21 protein-coding genes are annotated in these 18,484 nt (G+C 67.2%); all 21 read left to right on the top strand.

Translation table 11 applies throughout. The annotated features are described in order from the left end of the window. Nucleotides 1–28 precede the first annotated feature (28 nt). The 21 genes from KUV49_RS15150 to KUV49_RS15050 all read left to right on the top strand — a co-directional run bounded on the left by KUV49_RS15150 (nt 29) and on the right by KUV49_RS15050 (nt 18,444). Nucleotides 29–901 carry a DUF2182 domain-containing protein gene (locus KUV49_RS15150; protein ID WP_222450669.1) on the top strand — a complete coding sequence of 291 codons (873 nt, stop codon included), beginning with the start codon at nt 29–31 and terminating at the stop codon, nt 899–901. A 3-nt stretch (nt 902–904) separates the two neighbouring features. Then, nucleotides 905–1,609, top strand: a complete 705-nt coding sequence (locus KUV49_RS15145; RefSeq protein ID WP_222450668.1) for a DUF1326 domain-containing protein — start codon at nt 905–907, stop codon at nt 1,607–1,609. An 11-nt stretch (nt 1,610–1,620) separates the two neighbouring features. Further along, entirely contained in the window at nt 1,621–2,130 is a 510-nt protein-coding gene (locus KUV49_RS15140; RefSeq protein ID WP_222450667.1) for a DinB family protein, read from the top strand. A gap of 4 nt (nt 2,131–2,134) precedes the next feature. Next, nucleotides 2,135–2,383, top strand: a complete 249-nt coding sequence (locus tag KUV49_RS15135; RefSeq protein ID WP_222450666.1) for a hypothetical protein — start codon at nt 2,135–2,137, stop codon at nt 2,381–2,383. Continuing rightward, complete coding sequence (locus tag KUV49_RS15130; protein WP_222450665.1) at nt 2,383–3,486, top strand: dimethylsulfoniopropionate demethylase; 1,104 nt, start codon at nt 2,383–2,385, stop codon at nt 3,484–3,486. Before KUV49_RS15135 ends, KUV49_RS15130 begins: the two co-directional genes overlap by 1 nt. A gap of 155 nt (nt 3,487–3,641) precedes the next feature. Continuing rightward, complete coding sequence (gene acuI, locus KUV49_RS15125; protein WP_222450664.1) at nt 3,642–4,631, top strand: MDR family oxidoreductase; 990 nt, start codon at nt 3,642–3,644, stop codon at nt 4,629–4,631. Next, nucleotides 4,618–5,124 carry a GNAT family N-acetyltransferase gene (locus tag KUV49_RS15120; protein WP_222450663.1) on the top strand — a complete coding sequence of 169 codons (507 nt, stop codon included), beginning with the start codon at nt 4,618–4,620 and terminating at the stop codon, nt 5,122–5,124. Before acuI ends, KUV49_RS15120 begins: the two co-directional genes overlap by 14 nt. A 45-nt stretch (nt 5,125–5,169) precedes the next feature. Continuing rightward, nucleotides 5,170–5,358, top strand: a complete 189-nt coding sequence (locus tag KUV49_RS15115; RefSeq protein ID WP_222450662.1) for a hypothetical protein — start codon at nt 5,170–5,172, stop codon at nt 5,356–5,358. Further along, nucleotides 5,355–5,732, top strand: coding sequence for an imm11 family protein (locus KUV49_RS15110; protein ID WP_222450661.1), 378 nt, complete (start codon nt 5,355–5,357; stop codon nt 5,730–5,732). The genes KUV49_RS15115 and KUV49_RS15110 overlap by 4 nt, the downstream gene beginning before the upstream one ends. Nucleotides 5,733–6,644: 912 nt before the next feature. Further along, nucleotides 6,645–7,148, top strand: coding sequence for a division/cell wall cluster transcriptional repressor MraZ (locus KUV49_RS15105; RefSeq protein WP_144435427.1), 504 nt, complete (start codon nt 6,645–6,647; stop codon nt 7,146–7,148). A gap of 3 nt (nt 7,149–7,151) precedes the next feature. Beyond that, nucleotides 7,152–8,141 carry a 16S rRNA (cytosine(1402)-N(4))-methyltransferase RsmH gene (gene rsmH / locus KUV49_RS15100; RefSeq protein ID WP_222450660.1) on the top strand — a complete coding sequence of 330 codons (990 nt, stop codon included), beginning with the start codon at nt 7,152–7,154 and terminating at the stop codon, nt 8,139–8,141. Beyond that, nucleotides 8,141–8,485: a cell division protein FtsL gene (locus KUV49_RS15095; RefSeq protein ID WP_152497975.1), complete on the top strand. Its 345-nt coding sequence runs from the start codon at nt 8,141–8,143 to the stop codon at nt 8,483–8,485. The genes rsmH and KUV49_RS15095 overlap by 1 nt, the downstream gene beginning before the upstream one ends. Then, a complete protein-coding gene (locus KUV49_RS15090; RefSeq protein WP_222450659.1) occupies nt 8,482–10,266 on the top strand; it encodes a peptidoglycan D,D-transpeptidase FtsI family protein in 1,785 nt (594 codons plus the stop codon). Before KUV49_RS15095 ends, KUV49_RS15090 begins: the two co-directional genes overlap by 4 nt. A gap of 24 nt (nt 10,267–10,290) precedes the next feature. Further along, entirely contained in the window at nt 10,291–11,790 is a 1,500-nt protein-coding gene (locus KUV49_RS15085) for a UDP-N-acetylmuramoyl-L-alanyl-D-glutamate--2,6-diaminopimelate ligase (RefSeq protein WP_222450658.1), read from the top strand. Beyond that, complete coding sequence (gene murF / locus KUV49_RS15080; protein ID WP_222450657.1) at nt 11,787–13,229, top strand: UDP-N-acetylmuramoyl-tripeptide--D-alanyl-D-alanine ligase; 1,443 nt, start codon at nt 11,787–11,789, stop codon at nt 13,227–13,229. Before KUV49_RS15085 ends, murF begins: the two co-directional genes overlap by 4 nt. After that, the gene (mraY, locus tag KUV49_RS15075; protein WP_222450656.1) at nt 13,230–14,312 is read left to right on the top strand and encodes a phospho-N-acetylmuramoyl-pentapeptide-transferase; all 1,083 of its coding nucleotides are present in this window, start codon (nt 13,230–13,232) and stop codon (nt 14,310–14,312) included. It abuts the gene before it with no gap. A gap of 1 nt (nt 14,313) precedes the next feature. After that, nucleotides 14,314–15,030 carry a hypothetical protein gene (locus KUV49_RS15070; RefSeq protein WP_222450655.1) on the top strand — a complete coding sequence of 239 codons (717 nt, stop codon included), beginning with the start codon at nt 14,314–14,316 and terminating at the stop codon, nt 15,028–15,030. Nucleotides 15,031–15,048: 18 nt separating this feature from the next. Continuing rightward, on the top strand, nt 15,049–15,459 hold the full coding sequence (locus KUV49_RS15065) for an ACT domain-containing protein (protein ID WP_410000765.1): 411 nt from the start codon (nt 15,049–15,051) through the stop codon (nt 15,457–15,459). After that, nucleotides 15,456–16,118 (top strand): SDR family NAD(P)-dependent oxidoreductase, encoded by a 663-nt coding sequence (locus KUV49_RS15060; RefSeq protein ID WP_222450653.1) that lies wholly within the window; start codon nt 15,456–15,458, stop codon nt 16,116–16,118. Before KUV49_RS15065 ends, KUV49_RS15060 begins: the two co-directional genes overlap by 4 nt. A gap of 69 nt (nt 16,119–16,187) precedes the next feature. Beyond that, nucleotides 16,188–17,585 (top strand): UDP-N-acetylmuramoyl-L-alanine--D-glutamate ligase, encoded by a 1,398-nt coding sequence (gene murD / locus KUV49_RS15055; protein ID WP_222450652.1) that lies wholly within the window; start codon nt 16,188–16,190, stop codon nt 17,583–17,585. Nucleotides 17,586–17,649: 64 nt separating this feature from the next. Further along, the gene (locus KUV49_RS15050) at nt 17,650–18,444 is read left to right on the top strand and encodes a phytanoyl-CoA dioxygenase family protein (protein ID WP_222450651.1); all 795 of its coding nucleotides are present in this window, start codon (nt 17,650–17,652) and stop codon (nt 18,442–18,444) included. The last annotated feature ends 40 nt before the right edge of the window (nt 18,445–18,484 follow it).

The following is an 18,484-nucleotide window of genomic DNA, read 5'->3' as shown; positions in this document are numbered from 1 at the left end:
GTGACTCGAACCAAGGGTGATCTTCTGCATGTCGGCTCTTTCCCTGCGCTCGGTGGCCTGGCTGGCGTTTTTCGCGGCGATCCTGGCGGCGTGGGTGGTGATGTACCTGATGGCAACGGGGATGGACCTGGACCTGATCGGGCGGCCGGGGCCGATGGGCGAGACGATGCGGGCGATGCAGCCCGGCATGGAGATGGGCATGGGCGCCGGGACGGAGGGCGGCATGTCCGGTGGGATGCCGGGTGGCATGAGCGGCGAGATGTCGGGCGGCATGGACATGATGGCGATGGACAGGTTCAGGCCGCTCTTTGCCATGTGGGCGATCATGATGGCGGCGATGATGCTGCCGACCATGGTGCCGACGCTGCGCTGTTACGACGACCTTATCCGCAGCGCCGATGGCACGACCGCCGGATGGCTGGGCGTGCTGGCGGGCTATTCCATCGCCTGGCTCGGGTTCGCGGCGGTGATCGCGGGAGTGCAGATCGCGCTGCTGTATGGCGGGGTGATCGACATGCTGGGGATCGCGAAGTCGTCCTTGATTGCCGGCGGGCTGCTGATCCTCGTGGGCGCGTTCCAGTTCACCCGCGCCAAGGAGCTGTGTCACGGGGTCTGTCACAGCCCGATGACCTATTTCCTGGGGCACTGGCGCACCGGCTTTGGCGGCGGGTTGCGCATGGGGCTGGGGCTGGGCGCGTTCTGCGTGGGCTGCTGCTGGGGCTTCATGGCGCTGGGCTTCGTGGGCGGGGTGATGAGCCTGCTTTGGATGGGCCTGGCCACGCTTTTCATGGTATTGGAGAAACTGCCGCAGATCGGGCACCGGGTGATCCGGCCGATGGGTGTGGCGCTGATCGCGGGCGGGGTGGCGGTTCTGGCCGCGCCGCTGGTAACGGGAGGATAGAGCATGGCTTTGACACGCCGGAAGGACGCCGACAAGCTGCCGGTGTCGCAGCGGATCGACAACCGGATGGCCAACCCCAAGCGGCGCAAGATGACGCCGACGGAATGGGCGATCAAGGGCGAGCTGTTCCTCAACTGTTCCTGCACCGTGTTCTGTCCCTGCGTGGTGAGCCTGGGGGCGCATCCGCCCACCGAAGGGCATTGCCACGCGTGGATGGCGATCGCCATCGACGAGGGGCATTACGAGGGCGAGGACCTGTCTGGCCTGAACGTGGGCCTGCTGGTCGACATCCCCGGGCGCATGGGCGAGGGCAACTGGAAGGTCGCGGCCTATGTGGATGAGCGCGCCTCTGGCCGCGCCTATAACGGGATCCTGCAGATCTTCAGCGGGGCGGCGGGGGGCACGACGGGTCTCTTCACCATGCTGGTGAGCGAAATCATCGGGGCGGAGCGCGAGAAGGTCGAGATCGTGCGCGACGGCAAGAAGCGCGGGCTTTACATCGGGCGCAAGATCCAGGGCGAGATCGAGATGCTGGACGGCGCGAGCCCCGATCATCCGGTGATGGTGACGAACTCGAAATACTGGATGGGGCCGGACATCATCGCCGCGAAGGGCTTGAAGAGCCGGGTGCGCGATTATGGCCGGGTCTGGGATTTCGGAGGCATGTCGGCGGAGGTCTGTCCGATCGACTGGAAAGGGCCGAAATAGGGACGCCGAGCATGATCACACCCGAGTATTGCCGCGTGATGGCGCGGTACAACGCATGGCAGAACCGGCAGCTGACCGAGGCGCTGGACGGCCAGTCGCTGGAGGTGCTGACCGAGGATCGCGGCGCGTTCTTCGGCTCGATCCTCGGCACGCTCAATCACCTGCTGTGGGGCGACCTGATGTGGATGGCGCGGTTCGATCCGTCGGTCGAGGCGCCCGGGGTCGGCGTGACGAAGAGCGCGGAGATGCACCCGACGCTGGGGGCGTGGAGCGCGGCGCGCTATCACGTGGACGGCAAGATCGGCCATTGGGCCAATTCGCTGCGGGCGACGGACCTGACCGGCGACCTGCACTGGTATTCCGGCACGGCGCAGCGCGACATCGTCTCGCCCAGGGCCTTGTGCGTCACGCACATGTTCAACCACCAGACCCATCACCGGGGGCAGGTCCACGCAATGATGACCGCCGCGGGGCTGGAGGCGCCGGTGAGCGACATGTTCCTGATGCCCGGGGAGGGCTGAGCCGATGCTGGCCTTTGTCCTGGCGCTGGTGGTGATCGCGGCTGTCGCATGGAGCCTCGGGCGCGGTCGCGCGGGCGGCCGCATGGCGGGGCCGGGGAAACGGCCCGCGAGGCGGGCGTGCCAGTGGAGCGAGACCGGCAACAGCAACGGCCGGTTCGTCGAGTATCGCTGTGCCGCCTGCGGGGTCGCGGCCTATTCCGCCACCGGCGATGCGCCGGTGATCTGCAAGAGCAACCTGAAGGGATCTGCCTGATGCCGATGATTTCCCTGTCGCGCCGGTTGCGGCGCACGCCTTTTTCCGACGGTGTCGAGGCCGCCGGGGTGAAAGGCTACACGGTTTACAACCACATGTTGTTGCCGACGGTCTTTCGGTCGGTCGAGGAAGACTACCGCCACCTGAAGGAAGCGGTTCAGGTCTGGGACGTGGCCTGTGAGCGGCAGGTGGAGCTGCGCGGGCCCGACGCGGGCCGGCTGATGCAGATGCTGACGCCGCGCGACCTGCGGGGGATGACGGCGGGGCAGTGTTACTACGTGCCGATCGTGGACGAGACCGGGGGCATGCTGAACGACCCGGTGTCGGTGAAGCTGTCGGAGGATCGCTGGTGGATTTCGATTGCCGACAGTGACCTGCTCTACTGGGTGAAGGCCACGGCGCATGGCTGGCGGCTGGACGTGCTGGTGGACGAGCCGGACGTGTCGCCCCTGGCGGTGCAGGGGCCGAAGGCCGAAGAGCTGATGGCGCGGGTCTTTGGCGACGGGGTGCGCGATGTCCGGTTCTTCCGCTTCGGCGTGTTCGATTTCCAGGGGCGGGACATGGTGATCGCGCGGTCGGGCTATTCCAAGCAGGGCGGTTTCGAGATCTATGTCGAGGGCGCGGATATCGGAATGCCGTTGTGGAACGCTTTGATGGAGGCGGGGCGGGACCTGGATGTGCATGCCGGCTGTCCGAACCTGATCGAGCGGGTCGAGAGCGGGCTGCTGAGCTATGGCAACGACATGACCGACGACAACACGCCGCATGAATGCGGGCTGGGCCGGTTCTGCAACACGCAGAGCGCCATCGGCTGTATCGGACGCGATGCGCTGTTGCGGGTGGCCAAGGAAGGCCCGGTGCAGCAGATCTGCGCGATTGCCATCGACGGGCCGAAAGTGCCGGGCTGCGATCGGTGGTGGCCGGTGACGGCGAATGGAAAACGCGTGGGGCGGGTGAGTTCCGCCGCCTGGAGCCCGGATTTCGACACCAACGTGGCCATCGGCATGGTGCGGATGACCCATTGGGACGCGGGCACCGAACTGCAGGTGGAGGCGCCGGATCAGGTCCGGCGCGGGGTGGTGCAGGAAGGTTTCTGGAACTGATGCCCGCTTCGGAGGGGGAAGCGAGTGGCCAGCCCCTCGCGCTCCCCGGGATATTTTTGGCCAGAGGAAAAGCAGGGGCGGCGTTGGGGCGGCCCCGCACAGACTTGGAACGATGAAAGCGGGGGAGCCTCGCTATGCAAGACAGGAGAACGGACATGTTCAACGCATTGGTTGTCGAGAAGGACGAAGAGAGCGGCAAGACCTCGGCGGAGGTGAAGCAGATCGGGATCGACGACCTGCCCGAGGGCGAGGTGACGGTCGCGGTCGAGTATTCGACGGTGAACTACAAGGACGGGCTCTGCATCGGGCCGGGCGGCGGTTTGGTGCGGAAGTACCCGCACGTGCCGGGGATCGACTTTGCCGGGACGGTCGAGGAAAGTTCGGACGACCGATACAGCCCCGGTGACAAGGTGGTGCTGACCGGCTGGCGCGTGGGTGAGGCGCATTGGGGCGGCTATGCCCAGAAGGCGCGGGTGAAGGCCGACTGGCTGGTGCCGCTGCCCGAGGGGCTGGATACGCGCCAGGCGATGGCGGTGGGCACCGCCGGGTTCACCGCGATGCTGGCGGTTATGGCGCTGGAGGACCAGGGGCTGAAGAAAGGGCCGGTGCTGGTCACAGGTGCGGCCGGCGGCGTGGGCAGCGTGGCGACGGCGATCCTGGCCAAGCTGGGGCACGAGGTGGCGGCCGTCACCGGGCGGCCGGAGCAGGAGGACTATCTGAAGAGCCTTGGGGCCAGCCGGATCGTGCCGCGCGAGGAGTTGACCGAAGTGACCAGGAAACCGCTGGAGGCGGAAGCCTGGGGCGGTTGCGTCGATGCGGTGGCGGGTGCGATGCTGGGCCGGGTGCTGAAGCAGATGGAATACGGCAGCTCGGTTGCGGCGATCGGCCTTGCCGGGGGCGCGGCGATCGAGGGGGCACTGATCACGCCCTTCATCCTGCGCGGTGTGAACCTCCTGGGGATCGACAGCGTGATGCAGCCCTATGACAACCGCCTGCGGGCGTGGGAGCGGATCGCCCAAGACCTGCCGATGGACAAGCTGGAGAGCATGGTGCAGCCGGCGACGCTGTCGGACCTGCCGGGGCTGGGCCGCGACATCCTGAAAGGCCAGGTGAAGGGCCGTGTCGTCGTCGATGTCAACGCGTGACGACCTGACCATCCGGCTGGTGCGCGACGGCGATGCCGACGCGCTCTGGCCGATCCTGCGCGACGTGGTGCGCGCGGGTGACACCTATGCCATCGAGCCGGACCTGTCGCAGGGCCGGTTGATGGATTACTGGTGCGAGGCTCCGCGCGCGACCTACGTGGCCGAACTGGATGGCCAGATCCTGGGGACCTATTACATCAAGACCAACCAGGCGGGCGGCGGCAGTCACGTGTGCAATTGCGGCTACATCACCGCGCCGGCGGCGCGGGGGCGGGGCGTGGCGCGGGCGATGTGCGAGCATTCGCAGGGTGTGGCGCGGGAACTGGGCTACGAGGCGATGCAGTTCAATTTCGTCGTGACCAGCAATGTGGGGGCCATCGCGCTGTGGACGAAGCTGGGCTTCGAGACGGTGGGGCGGTTGCCGAAGGCATTCCGGCATCCGAAGCAGGGGCTGGTGGATGCGCTGGTGATGTTCAAGTGGCTGGGGAGTTGAGGCGGCGTGCTCTCTGCGTGATCGGTCGAGAGGCGGCGCCTGACGATGAAGTGTTACTTGATCGCGGGCAATTACGGCACGCCGGATTTCCTGGACTACGTGTTCGCGCGTGCACCGGACTATGGTGAGCGGATCCACTATGACGATTATGAAGGCGAATGGGTTCCAGGCCGCGACATGAAGTACGAGCACGGCGGGCCGGAATCGTACGGTGCTGAAGTCAAGGGCGCGTGAGCAGGCCCAAGGCAATCCGATCATTCGATGTCATCAAGCCGTTCGGTGAAAGCCCCAAGGCCATCCCTTTGTTTTCAGAGCGTCTCAAGGACGCGCTCGAGGCGGTCGATCCTGCGTTGTCCGAATTCGTGCGCATGGAGCGCACCTGGGATGATGTCCACAAGACGCCGATCTCGGGTGGGCCGTTTTATCTGGCCAATCTTCTGGCGCGTCGGGATTGCCGGGATCAGGACCGCACGCGGATCGTGCCTCGGAAGCGGGGCGACGGCAGCTATTTCAACACGATTTCGGGGTCCGGGCGCGCGGTGCTGCGGTCTCGTGTGGCAGATGCGCTGATCTGGCGTGAGGTCCTTACCCAAACAGTCGTGTGCTGAGATGCGTTCAAGCAGATGGCTGAAACCATTGGCTGCAAAGGGTGGCGGTTTGATGAAATCGCCGTGACGGACGACAGGTAGGGCGCTTTCAAGGGTCCGCGACCGGGCGTTTGCGCGCGATGGGGGCGCGGGCGGGTTGGCCGTGGAGGCGCGTGGGTTTTCACCCACCCTACGGGGCCTGTTTGGGGCGGCGCGGTCACGGGGTAGGGTGGGCGAGAGCCCACAGCGTTGGTCTTGAGCGGGCGCCGCGTGGGTTTTCACCCAGCGTACGGGGCGGATGGCGCGTCGTTTCGGGAAATCATGGAATCGATGGATCGGGTTCTGGGAAATCATGGACCCGTGAGCGGATTCGTGCGAATCGCGCCATGGAACAGGTGCGGATTCGAGGGCGGATTCGTTGAATCCTCGGCCGGAGACCTCATGTTTCCATCTGTGTGGAGAAAAAAATCGGGAAATCGTGGGAAATACCCACCTGCGCTCCCGACCACCATATATTGTGCTGCGCTTTTGAGTGTCCGCTAGGTGGTGCGTCAAAATGGCTCTGGTCGACACATGATGTTGATCGGGGAGGGGGTCGGACTCAACATTCTGTAGATGAACGGGCCACTTTTTCATTGAGTTCCATGAAGTACCATGTCATACCTTTAACCACGATGAGGACGGACACAGGGGCACACAACGACCCCGAACAAAACAAAGACCAGAGCAGGTTTCATACAGGCACCCGCTTCATCAGAACGAAGAGATCCGGCGCGCGGGCGAGCAGACATCCCCCCAGGTGGCGCGCGCAGCTGGACACCCCGCGAGAGCGGGACGAGGGCGGCGGATTGGGCAGTGGCAGCAGCTCAATCCGCCGTTTCGTGTTTTAGGCGGCACTTTTGAAACGCGGGGGAACGAGGGACGGGCCGGGCAGTGGTTCTGAGCTTCAGAGGCGAGTTCAACCAGAAGGTTGACGGCAAGGGTCGGATGTCGATCCCTGCCGATTTTCGCGCTGTGCTGGCCGATGGCGATCCGCGCTGCCCCGAAGCCCCGCTGCCGCGTGTCGTCGTGCTGCACGGGCCGCATCTGAAAAACTGTCTTCACGCCTACACGATCGACGCCATGGCCGAGATCGAGGACGGCATCCGCAAGCTGCCGCGCGGCTCGGACGCGCGCAAGCGCGCGAGCCGGATGATCCTGGGCAAGTCCTGGGACACGGAAGTGGACAAGGACGGGCGCATCGTGCTGCCCCAGCGCCTGCGTCAGCAGATCGGGCTGGAAGGCGAGGCGGTGATGGTCGCGATGGGCGATTATTTCGAGATCTGGAACGCGGCGACCTACGAAGAGGTCGAGGCGGCGGAGACCGCGGCCTTCCTGGAAGAACAGGATGGCGATTTCGATCCGCTGACCCTGATCGATCCGCCCGGGGAGGGATGAGCGATGGGGAGTGCTGCCGCGAATATCCCCCATGTTCCCGTTCTGATAGAACCGATCCTTCGCGCCGTGGCGCCGGTGCAGGGCGTCTGGCTGGACGGGACCTTGGGCGCGGGGGGCTATACCCGCCGCCTGCTGGAGGCCGGGGCCGAAAGGGTGATCGGCGTGGATCGCGACCCGCTGGCCATAGAGATGGCCGCCGAATGGGCGGACGACCGGGTGGACCTGGTGCAGGGGACGTTCTCGAAGCTGGATGAATACGGCGCCGATCTGGACGGCGTGGTGCTGGACCTTGGCGTGTCGTCGATGCAGCTGGACCGGGCCGAGCGGGGGTTTTCCTTCATGAAGGACGGCCCGCTGGACATGCGGATGAGCCAGGACGGGCCCAGTGCCGCGGACATGGTCAACGAGATGGACGAGGCGGAGCTGGCCGACATCCTGTTTCTTTACGGCGAGGAGCGGGCCAGCCGCCGGATTGCGCGAGCCATCGTCAGGAAGCGTGAGGACGTGCCGATCGTCACCACGCTGCAACTGGCGGAAATCATCGAGGGATGCCTGCCGCGCCCGAAGCCGGGGCAGGTGCATCCGGCGACGCGCAGCTTCCAGGCGATCCGCATCGCGGTGAACGACGAGTATGGCGAGCTGGTCGAAGGGCTGGAGGCCGCCGAGCGCGCGCTGAAGCCCGGCGGGCAGCTGGCGGTGGTGACGTTTCATTCCATCGAGGACCGGATGGTGAAACGCTTTCTGGCCGAGAAGACGGGGAATACCGGCGGCGGCAGCCGGCACGCGCCGGTGGTGGAGCAGGATCCGCCGACCTTCAGCCAGACCACGCGCAAGGCCATCGGGCCGGACGAGGCGGAACTGGCGGAGAACCCGCGGGCGCGCAGTGCCAAGCTGCGGGTGGCGACGCGAACCGAGGCCGCGTCGCGGCCGGTGGACAGGGGACGCATCGGGATGCCGGTGCCGAAGACGCATAATCGACGAGGGGTGAGGTAATGCGCAGTTTCTTCTATGTTTTGACCGCTGTCATGGTCATCGGTCTGGCCTTCTGGGCCTACCGGGAAAACTACGAGACGCAGGCCGCGCAGGCGCGGTCGGAGGCCGTGCAGCAACAGATCGCGGACCAGCGGCAGCGCCTGCGGGTGCTGAACGCGGAATGGGCCTATCTGAACCGGCCGGATCGGCTGCGCGACCTGGTGGAGATCAATTTCGATCAGCTGGGACTGTTGCCGTTCCAGCCCTACCAGTTCGGCAAGATCGACCAGGTGGCCTATCCGACCGAGGGGCCCTTGCCGATTTCCAATGTCATCGACGTGATGGAACGGGAGCAGCAGCCATGATCCGTACCCCCTTGCGCCCGCTGGCGCGTATCCTGAAGGCCCGCGAGGAGGGCGAGAACCCCGACGCCATCGAACGCGAGAACATCCGCCTGCGCCACGAGGAGATGCGCGACCGGGCCCGGATGCGGGCGGAAGGCCGCCTGCTGGTGATGGGCGCGTTCTTTGTCTGCGCCTTTGCCGTCATCGGCGGGCGGATGGGCGTGCTGGCCAATACCGACCCGGCCGAGCCGCGCACCGGGTTCGCGGGCGCGGATATCCTGGCGCAGCGGGCCGATATCGTGGACCGCGAGGGCCGCATCCTGGCCACGAATTTCGAGACCTACAGCCTTTATGCGCAACCGCACCAGATGGTGGAGCCGGAACGGGCGGCCGAGGAGCTGGCGGCGATCTTTCCCGACCTGAAGGTCGAGCGACTGAAGAAGGATTTCACCGGCAAGCGCAAGTTCCTGTGGGTGAAGAAGAAACTGAGCCCCGAGCAGCGCCAGGCGGTGCACGATATCGGCGAGCCGGGGCTGCTGTTCGGACCGCGCGAGATGCGGCTTTATCCCAATGGCAAGCTGGCAGCGCACGTGCTGGGCGGGGCCAGTTTCGGGCGCGAGGGCGTGCATGCCGCCGAGGTGATCGGCGTCGCGGGCGTCGAGAAGTTCTTTGACAAGCGGCTGCGCGACCCGGCCATGGGGCACAAGCCCTTGCAACTGTCGATTGACCTGTCGGTGCAGTCGGCGGTCGAGCGGGTGCTGCAGGGCGGCATGATGCTGATGAACGCCAAGGGCGCGGCCGCCGTGCTGATGGAAGTGCAGACCGGCGAGGTCGTGGCCCTGGCCAGCCTGCCGGATTTCGACCCCAACGACCGTCCGCGCCCGCCGATTGCCGGGGAAAAGCCCGGCGACAGCCCGCTGTTCAACCGGGCGGTGCAGGGCGTCTACGAGCTGGGCTCGGTCTTCAAGGCGTTCACCATCGCGCAGGCGCTGGACCTTGGGGTGGTGAACCCGTCGACGGTGATCGACACCAAGGGGCCGGTGCGGTTCGGCAAGTACCGGATCCGGGATTTCCGCAACTATGGACCGGAACTGAGCGTCACCAAGGTGCTGGTGAAATCGTCGAATATCGGCACCGCGCGGATCGCGCAGATGATCGGGATCGACCGGCAGCAGGATTTCCTGAAATCGCTGGGTTTCTTCGAGCCGACGCCGTTCGAGATCGTCGAGGCGGAGGGCGGCAAGCCGCTGTTGCCCGCGAAGTGGACCGACCTGTCGCTGATGACGATTTCCTACGGCCACGGGTTGTCGTCGAGCCCGCTGCACCTGGCGGCGGGCTATGCGACCATCGCCAATGGCGGCCGGCTGGTGAAACCGACGGTGATCAAGCAGCCCAAGGGCCAGCTGGGGCCACGGGTGATGTCGGAACGCGCCGCGGCGCAGACGATGCAGATGCTGCGCGACGTGGTGACCGAGGGCACGGCCTCTTTCGCCGAGGTCGATGGCTACGCGGTCGGTGGCAAGACCGGGACGGCGGACAAGCCCAAGCCCACCGGCGGGTATTACGAGGACAAGGTCATCGCGACCTTCGCCAGCGTGTTTCCGGCGCATGATCCGCGCTATGTGCTGGTGGTGACGCTGGACGAGCCGGTGGAGACGACGGGCCCCGAGCCGCGCCGCACGGCGGGCTGGACCGCGGTGCCGGTGGCGGCGGAAATCACACGTCGCGTCGCGCCGCTTCTGGGGCTGCGGCCCGAGATTGAACCCGCGCCATTAACAGGTATAACGCTGACATCGAATTGACGGGTTGAGACAAAGGCCAGAGGCGTGGGGCAAAGCAAATCCTTGGCAGAGCTGGGCCTAACCGCCCAGGGGGGCCGGCGGGCCGAGATCACCGGGCTGGCGGTGGACAGCCGCGAGGTGAAGGACGGGTCCCTGTTCGCGGCGCTGCCGGGCAGCAAGGTGCACGGGGGCGAGTTCATTTCCTATGCGTTGCGGATGGGGGCGGCGGCGATCCTGACCGACCCCGAGGGCGTTGCGCTGGCCGCCGAGGAACTGGCCGACAGCGATGCCGCGCTGGTGGTGGCCGAGGATCCGCGCCAGACGCTGTCTTTCGCGGCGGCGCTTTGGTACGGCGCGCAGCCCGAGACGATGGTGGCGGTCACCGGGACCAATGGCAAGACATCGGTGGCGAGTTTCACGCGGCAGATCTGGATGGCGCTGGGGCTGGAGGCGGTGAACCTTGGCACCACGGGCGTCGAGGGCGCGTGGGAGGCGCCGCTGGCGCATACCACGCCCGAGCCGATCACGCTGCACCGGGTGCTGGCCGAGGCCGAGGCCAACGGCATCACCCATGCGGCGATGGAGGCGTCGAGCCACGGCCTGGCGCAGCGGCGGCTGGACGGCGTGCGGCTGGTGGCGGCGGGGTTCACGAACCTGAGCCAGGACCACCTGGATTACCACGCCGATTTCGACGATTATTTTAACGCCAAGGCGGGCCTGTTCGAGCGGGTCCTGCCCGAGGACGGCGTGGCCGTGATCAATATCGACGACCCGCGCGGGCCGGGCATGGCGGACGTCGCCTATGGCCGGGGGCAGGACGTGCTGGCGGTGGGCCGGGCCGAAGGGGCGGACCTGCGGATCCTGAACCGGGTGTTTTCGCCCACCGGGCAGACCTTGCGGTTTTCGTGGCGCGGGCAGGTCCACCAGGTGGAGCTGAACCTGATCGGCGGCTTTCAGACCGATAACGTGATGCTGGCCGCCGGGCTGGCCATCGGCGCGGGCGCGGACCCGGACCGGGTGTTTGCCACGCTGCCGGTGATGCGCACGGTGCGGGGGCGGATGCAGCTGGCAGCGACGCGTTCCAGCGGGGCGGCGGTGTTCGTGGATTACGCCCATACGCCCGAGGCGGTGTCGACTGCGCTTTACGCGCTGCGCCCGCATGTGCTGGGCCGGATGGTGGCGATCGTGGGCGCGGGCGGCGACCGCGACCGGGGCAAGCGGCCGCTGATGGGCCGGGCTGCGGCGGAAAATGCCGACGCGGTGATCGTGACCGACGACAACCCCCGCAGCGAGACGCCGGGCGACATTCGCGCCGCCGTGATGGAGGGCGTGCGCCAGGCGGGGGGCGACGACCGGGCCATCGAAGTGGGCGACAGGGCCGAGGCGATCCTGCGCGGCGTCGACATGCTGGGGCCGGGCGATGCGCTGCTGATTTGCGGCAAGGGCCACGAGACCGGACAGGTCGTGGGTGACGACGTGTTCCCCTTCGACGATTGCGAACAGGCCAGCGTGGCGGTGTCGGCGCTGGACGGGGGCGTGGCGTGAGCGAGTTGTGGACAGCGCGGGAGGCCGTGGCGGCCACGGGCGGGCTCAGCACCTGCGACTGGACCGCGACGGGCGTGTCGATCGACACGCGGACATTGCAACCGGGCGATTTGTTCGTGGCGCTGAAAGACGTGCGCGACGGGCATGATTTCGTGGCGCAGGCGCTGGAAAAGGGCGCGGCGGCGGCGCTGGTTGCCCGCGTGCCCGAGGGCGTGGACGAGACGGCGCCCTTGCTGATCGTGGACGAGGTTCTGCCGGCGCTGGAGGATCTGGGCCGCGCGGGCCGGGCGCGCACCGGCGCGAAGGTGGTGGCGATCACCGGGTCGGTGGGCAAGACCTCGACCAAGGAAATGATGCGCGCCGCGCTCGAGGGGCAGGGGCGCACCCATGCCGCCGAGGCGAGCTACAACAACCATTGGGGCGTGCCGCTGACGCTGGCGCGGATGCCGCGCGACACCGAGTTCGCGGTGATCGAGATCGGGATGAACCATCCCGGAGAGATTTCTCCGCTGGCCGTGATGGCCCGCCCGCACGTGGCGTTGATCACCACCATCGCGGCGGCGCATCTGGAGGCGTTCGAGAATATCGAGGGGATCGCGCACGAGAAGGCCGCGATTTTCGACGGGCTGGAGCCGGGCGGCACGGCGGTGATCAATGCCGATGTGGGCACGGCGGATATCCTGTTCGAGGCCGCGAGGGCCAAGGCGGAGACGGTGGTGCGGTTCGGCATGTCGGCGGGCGCTGAGATGCGGCTGACGGATGTGACGGTGCATGACGCCGCCACCGTGGGCAAGGCCGAGGCCGGGGGCGAGGAGATCCTGTTCAAGGTCGGCACGCCGGGGCGGCATTTCGCGCTGAACGCGCTGGCGGTGATTGCCGCCGCGCAGGCGATGGGGGCGGACCGCGATGTGGTGGTCTGCGACCTTGGGCTGTGGCGGCCCTACAAGGGGCGCGGCACGCGCGAGACGCTGATGCTGGACGCGGTCGATGAGCGGATGTCGATCGAGCTGATCGACGACGCGTTCAACGCCAACCCCACCTCGATGGCCGCGGCGCTGGAGGTGCTGGCCGCGGCCCGGGTGCGCAACGATATCGGACGGGTGGCCGCGGGGCGGCGGATCGCCATCCTGGGCGACATGCTGGAACTGGGCCCCGACGAGGCGCGGATGCACCGCGAGGTCGCGGACCTGCCGTTCGTGAAGGACATACAGGTCATCCATTGCGTCGGCCCGCGCATGAAAACCCTTTACGACGCGCTGCCCGGGGCGCAAAGGGGCCGCTGGGTGGAATCCGCCGGCGAACTGGCCGCCGAGGTGCACCGGCTGGTGGATGCGGGCGACGTGATCCTGGTGAAGGGCTCGAAAGGCAGCTACGTCAGCGAAGTTGTCACCGCGCTGCGCCGGCTGGCGCAGGCCGTCGCGGAAAAAGAGGACGTTTGAATGCTCTACTGGTTAACCGAATTGTCGGATGGCGGCGATGTCTTCAACCTGTTTCGCTATATCACCTTCCGCTCGGGCGGGGCGTTCCTGACGGCCCTGGTCTTCGGCTTCATCTTCGGGCGGCCGCTGATCGACGTGCTGCGCCGGACCCAGGGCAAGGGCCAGCCCATTCGCAGCGACGGCCCCGAGGGGCACCTGGCGAAGTCGGGCACGCCCACCATGGGCGGCCTGCTGATCGTGGGGGCGCTGCTGACCTCGACGCTGTTCTGGGCGCGGCTGGACAACCCGTTCGTCTGGCTGGTGCTGTTCGTCACCATGTCCTTCGGCCTGATCGGGTTCTGGGACGATTACGCCAAGGTCAGCAAGCAGAACCACAAGGGCGTGCCGGGCAAGGTGCGGCTGGGGCTGGGGTTCCTGATCGCCGGGATCGCGGCCTATTGGGCCAGCATGTATCACCCGGAGGAATTGCAGTACCAGCTGGCGCTGCCGGTGTTCAAGGACACGCTGATCAACCTCGGCCTGTTCTTCATCCCCTTCGCGATGTTCGTGATCGTGGGCGCGGCCAACGCAGTGAACCTGACCGACGGCCTTGACGGGCTGGCGATCATGCCGGTGATGATCGCCGCCGTGACGCTGGGGATCATCGCCTATGCGGTGGGGCGTGTGGACTTTACCGAGTACCTGGACGTGCATTACGTGCCGGGCACGGGCGAAATCCTGATCTTCGTGGCCGGGCTGGCCGGGGGCGGCCTCGGGTTCCTGTGGTACAACGCGCCGCCGGCCGCCGTCTTCATGGGCGACACCGGGTCGCTGGCCCTGGGGGGCGCGCTGGGGGCCATCGCGGTGGCCGCCAAGCACGAGATCGTGCTGGGCATCGTCGGCGGCATCTTCGTGGTCGAGGCGCTGTCGGTCATCATCCAGGTGTTCTATTTCAAGCGGACCGGCAAGCGGGTGTTCCTGATGGCGCCGATCCACCACCACTACGAGAAAAAGGGCTGGGCCGAGCCGCAGATCGTGATCCGGTTCTGGATCATCGCGATCATCCTCGCGATGATCGGGCTGGCGACGCTGAAGGTGCGGTGACATGGGCATGATGTCATGGCTGGTGGCCGGTCTTGCAGGGACGGCAACCTTGATCGCGCCGGGCGCGGGCATGACCCAGGGCATGACACGGGCCGGGTCGGGCGGCACGTCCGACGCGCCGCTGAGCGATGCCCAGATCCTTCAGGCGGCGGACGAGTTGACGGCTGGTGATCCTGTCGCGATCACCGCTGCGAAGGCGATGTTGTCAGGCCAGGCGGGCGGGGAGAGCCCCTTCGAGTATTACCGCTCGTTTGCGCCCAATGTTGCGGTGCTGGGTCATGCGCTTTGGTCTGCGGACCGGCTGGCCGAACTGGACTGGGCGGCGGGGACCGAGGACAGTCTGGACCAGTTCGACCTGATGGTGTCTGCGGTCGGGCTGGATCTTCCCGGGGGTATCGCGGAGCATATCGACGCCGGGGCGGCGGCCGGAACCTTGCGGCGGGGTGACGTGGTGGGCGAGGTATATGCGATGGTCTGGCCCCGGCTGCGCGCGGAAGGATATCACGTTGTCGGCCTGAATACCGACAGCGACATGCACATGATGTTCGTCAGCCCCGAGGCGGCGGCGCTGCGGTGGCAGTCGGTCTCGATCGGGCCGAACATGTATTTCGAGATCGCGGATTGGCAGTTTTCCCGCAACATGCAGGATGCAGGGTTGACGGTGAGCGTCCCGGATCACCCGGGCACCCATCCGCGTACGCCCCCCAAGCCGGACTGATGGACGGAGCGATGGACGATGGCGACACGGGTTACTGACACAAAGGACATGATCAAGGGCATGGCGCCGGTGCGCGACCCCGAGACCTGGCATTTCTGCACGACCGACGACAGGGACCTGGCGGAGCGGGCGCGTCCCCATGCGCTGGTGGTGTTTGCCGAGGACGAGGGCACCTCGCTGATCCTGCCGGACGAGGTGGCGCGGGACCTGGGCTTTGCGGTGGAGATGCCGATGAGCCGGATCACCCTGTCGGTGCATTCCGCGCTGGACGGCGTGGGGCTGACGGCGGCGGTGGCAACGGCGCTGGCCGCGGCGCTTATCCCCTGCAACGTGGTGGCGGCCTATCACCACGATCATGTCTTCGTGCCGGAGGAACTGGCCGGGGGCGCGATGACGATCCTGCGGGACGTGGCGGCGGGGGCTGCGTGACCGGCACCGACAAAAGGCGTGCGCTGGTTACCGGCGGCAATCGCGGGATCGGGCGGGCCATTGCCGAAGGACTGATCGAGGCCGGGCTGGACGTCACCATCGGAGTGCGCGACGTGACGGGCAGCCGCGCGGTGGCCGATGAGATCGGGGCCGGCGTTGTGGCCTGCGACCTTGCAGGCCCGGACGATGCGCTGCCCGATGCGAGCGCCTTCGACGTTCTGGTCAACAATGCCGGCGTTTTGTTCGACGCGCCGATCCTGTCGCCCGAGGCGCGGTTCGACGAGGTCATGGCGGTCATGTTGCGGGGGCCTTACCTGCTGATCCGGCGGGCGGTGCCGGGCATGACCGCGCGGGGCTATGGCCGGGTGGTCAATCTCTCGTCCGACTGGGGCAGTTTCTCGGAAGGTCTGGACGGGCCGGGGGCCTATGGCGTGGCCAAGGCGGCGTTGAACGCGCTGACGATGGCCGCGTCACGCGAGGCGGGTCCCGGCGTCAAGATCAACGCCATGTGTCCGGGCTGGGTGCGCACGCGCATGGGCGGCGCCGCGGCGGCGCGCAGCCCCGCGGAAGGCGCCGAGACCGCGCTGTGGCTGGCGACCTTGCCCGAGGACGGGCCGACGGGGGGCTTTTTCCGAGACCGCGCGCCGCTTGGCTGGTAGCGCGGCACTGGCGTTGGCGCGCGGGATCGGATAGCGACAACGGCGTGGGCAGCGGCAAAGAGGTGCGGCGTGATACCTGTTCGGGGAGTGGAAGGGCACTGCGTGGCGGTGCTGGGCCTGGGGCGGTCGGGCCTGTCGGCGGCGCGGGCGCTGAGGCTGGGCGGCGCGGACGTGCTGTGCTGGGACGACAACCCGGCCGCGCGGGAGGCGGCGGCCGAGGAAGGCTTCGATATCCGGCAGTTTCGCGCGGCGGAGGATTTTGCCGACGTGGCCAGCCTGATCGTCAGCCCGGGCATTCCGCATCTGTACCCCGAGCCGAACAAGGTCGTTGCCGCCGCCCAGGAGGCGGGCGTGCCGGTGGACAATGATATCGGCCTCTTTTTCCGGTCGCTGGCGACGAGCGAGTGGGACAGTTTCGACACCGCGCCACGGGTCATCGCGGTGACCGGGTCGAACGGGAAGTCGACCACCTCGGCGCTCATTCACCACATTCTCGAGGAGTCGGGCCGTGAGGCGCAGCTGGCGGGAAATATCGGGCGCGGGGTGCTGGATATCGACCCGCCCGGCGATGGTGGCGTGGTGGTGCTGGAGCTTTCGAGCTATCAGACCGAGCTGGCCCGCGCGCTGACGCCGGATGTGGCGGTGTTCACCAACCTCAGCCCCGATCACCTGGACCGGCATGGCGGGCCGGGGGGATATTTCGCGGCCAAGCGGCGGCTGTTTGCCGAAGGCGGGCCGGATCGGGCGGTGATCGGCGTGGACGAACCCGAGGGGCTGTTCCTGGCGGGGCAGATGGCGGAAGGGCCGGGCGACGACCGGGTGATCCGGGTGTCGGTGGACCGCAAGCTGACCGGGCCGGGATGGCAGGTCTTTGCGCGCAAGGGGTTCCTGTCGGAATACCGCAAGGGCCGGCAGGTGGGGTCGATCGACCTGCGGCAGATCAAGGGCCTGCCGGGGGCGCATAACCACCAGAACGCCTGTTGCGCCTTTGCCGCGTGCCGGACGCTGGGGCTGTCGCCGCGGGATATCGAACGCGCGATGCAAACATTCGCGGGGCTGCCGCATCGCAGTCAGATGGTGGCCGAGAAGGACGGCGTGCAGTTCGTCAACGACAGCAAGGCCACGAACGTGGATGCGGCGCTGATGGCGCTCTTGGCGTTCGAGCGGATCCGCTGGATCTGCGGCGGGCTGGAGAAGGAAGGCGGGTTGGCCGGGCTGAAGGAGGGGTTGCCCCATGTGACCAAGGCCTATGTCATCGGGCGCGAGGCGGCGGGGTTCGCGCTGCAGCTCGAGGGCGTCGATGCGGAGGTCTGCACCACCATGAGCCACGCGGTGATGCGGGCGATGGAGGATGCGCAGCCCGGCGAGACCGTGCTGCTGGCCCCGGCGGCGGCGAGTTTCGATCAATATGACAGCTTTGAGCGGCGAGGCGAGGATTTCATCGCCGAAGTGAAGGCGCGGCTGTAGCGACGCGCTTGGCAAGAGCCCGACGGCGTGCCAGCATGATCCCGGTATCTGAGGGGAGACTGGCATGGCGGATCTGTTGAAGGCCGAAACCGTCGCGGAGTTCCGCGCCAAGGGCGCGACGGTGCTGCGCGGCGTGTTCGACGACTGGATGGAGGTGTTGCGGGCGGGGGTGGATTACAACCTGGAGCACCCGGCGCCGAACGCGCGGGATTACCGCACCGAGGAGGGCGGGCGGTTCCTGTCGGATTACTGCAACTGGGACCGGATTCCGCAATATCGCGATTTCATCGAAAATTCGCGTGCCGCGCAGATCGGGGCTGAGTTGATGGGCAGCAGGACGGTGCGGCTCTTTCATGAGCACGTGATCGTCAAGACGCCGAAGACCGGGATGCCCACGCCGTGGCACCAGGATCTGCCGTATTACTGCCTGGATGCCACGCAGACGGTCAGCCTCTGGATACCGATGGACGCGGTGCCGCGCGAGCGGACGCTGGAATTCGTCGCCGGTTCGCATCTGTGGGGCAAGTATTTCCGGCCCCAGCGCTTCGACGGAACGGCGCTCAACGAGAATGACGGGCTGGAGGCGCTGCCGGATATCGACGGGGACCGGGGTGCCTATGACATCATCGGCTGGGCGCTGGAGCCGGGGGATGCGGTGGCGTTCGATTACCGCACGGTGCATGGCGCGCCGGCGAACAATTCGGCCACGGCGCAGCGGCGGGCATTCTCGCTGCGGCTGGTGGGGGATGACGCCACATTCGCGCGGCGCGAGGGGATCACCACCTCGCCGCCCTTCGAGGGGGTGACGCTGGCGCATGGGGCGCCGCTGGAGGGGCCGGAGTTTCCAAGGTTGCTCTGAGGGGCAGGAGGTCCCGGATCAGGTCCGGGACGTGTTACGC

The sequence above is a fragment of the Roseovarius atlanticus genome, assembly GCF_019802205.1.
GTDB classification, from domain to species: Bacteria; Pseudomonadota; Alphaproteobacteria; order Rhodobacterales; family Rhodobacteraceae; genus Roseovarius; species Roseovarius atlanticus_A.
This window is presented reverse-complemented; position numbering and strand designations above follow the sequence as displayed.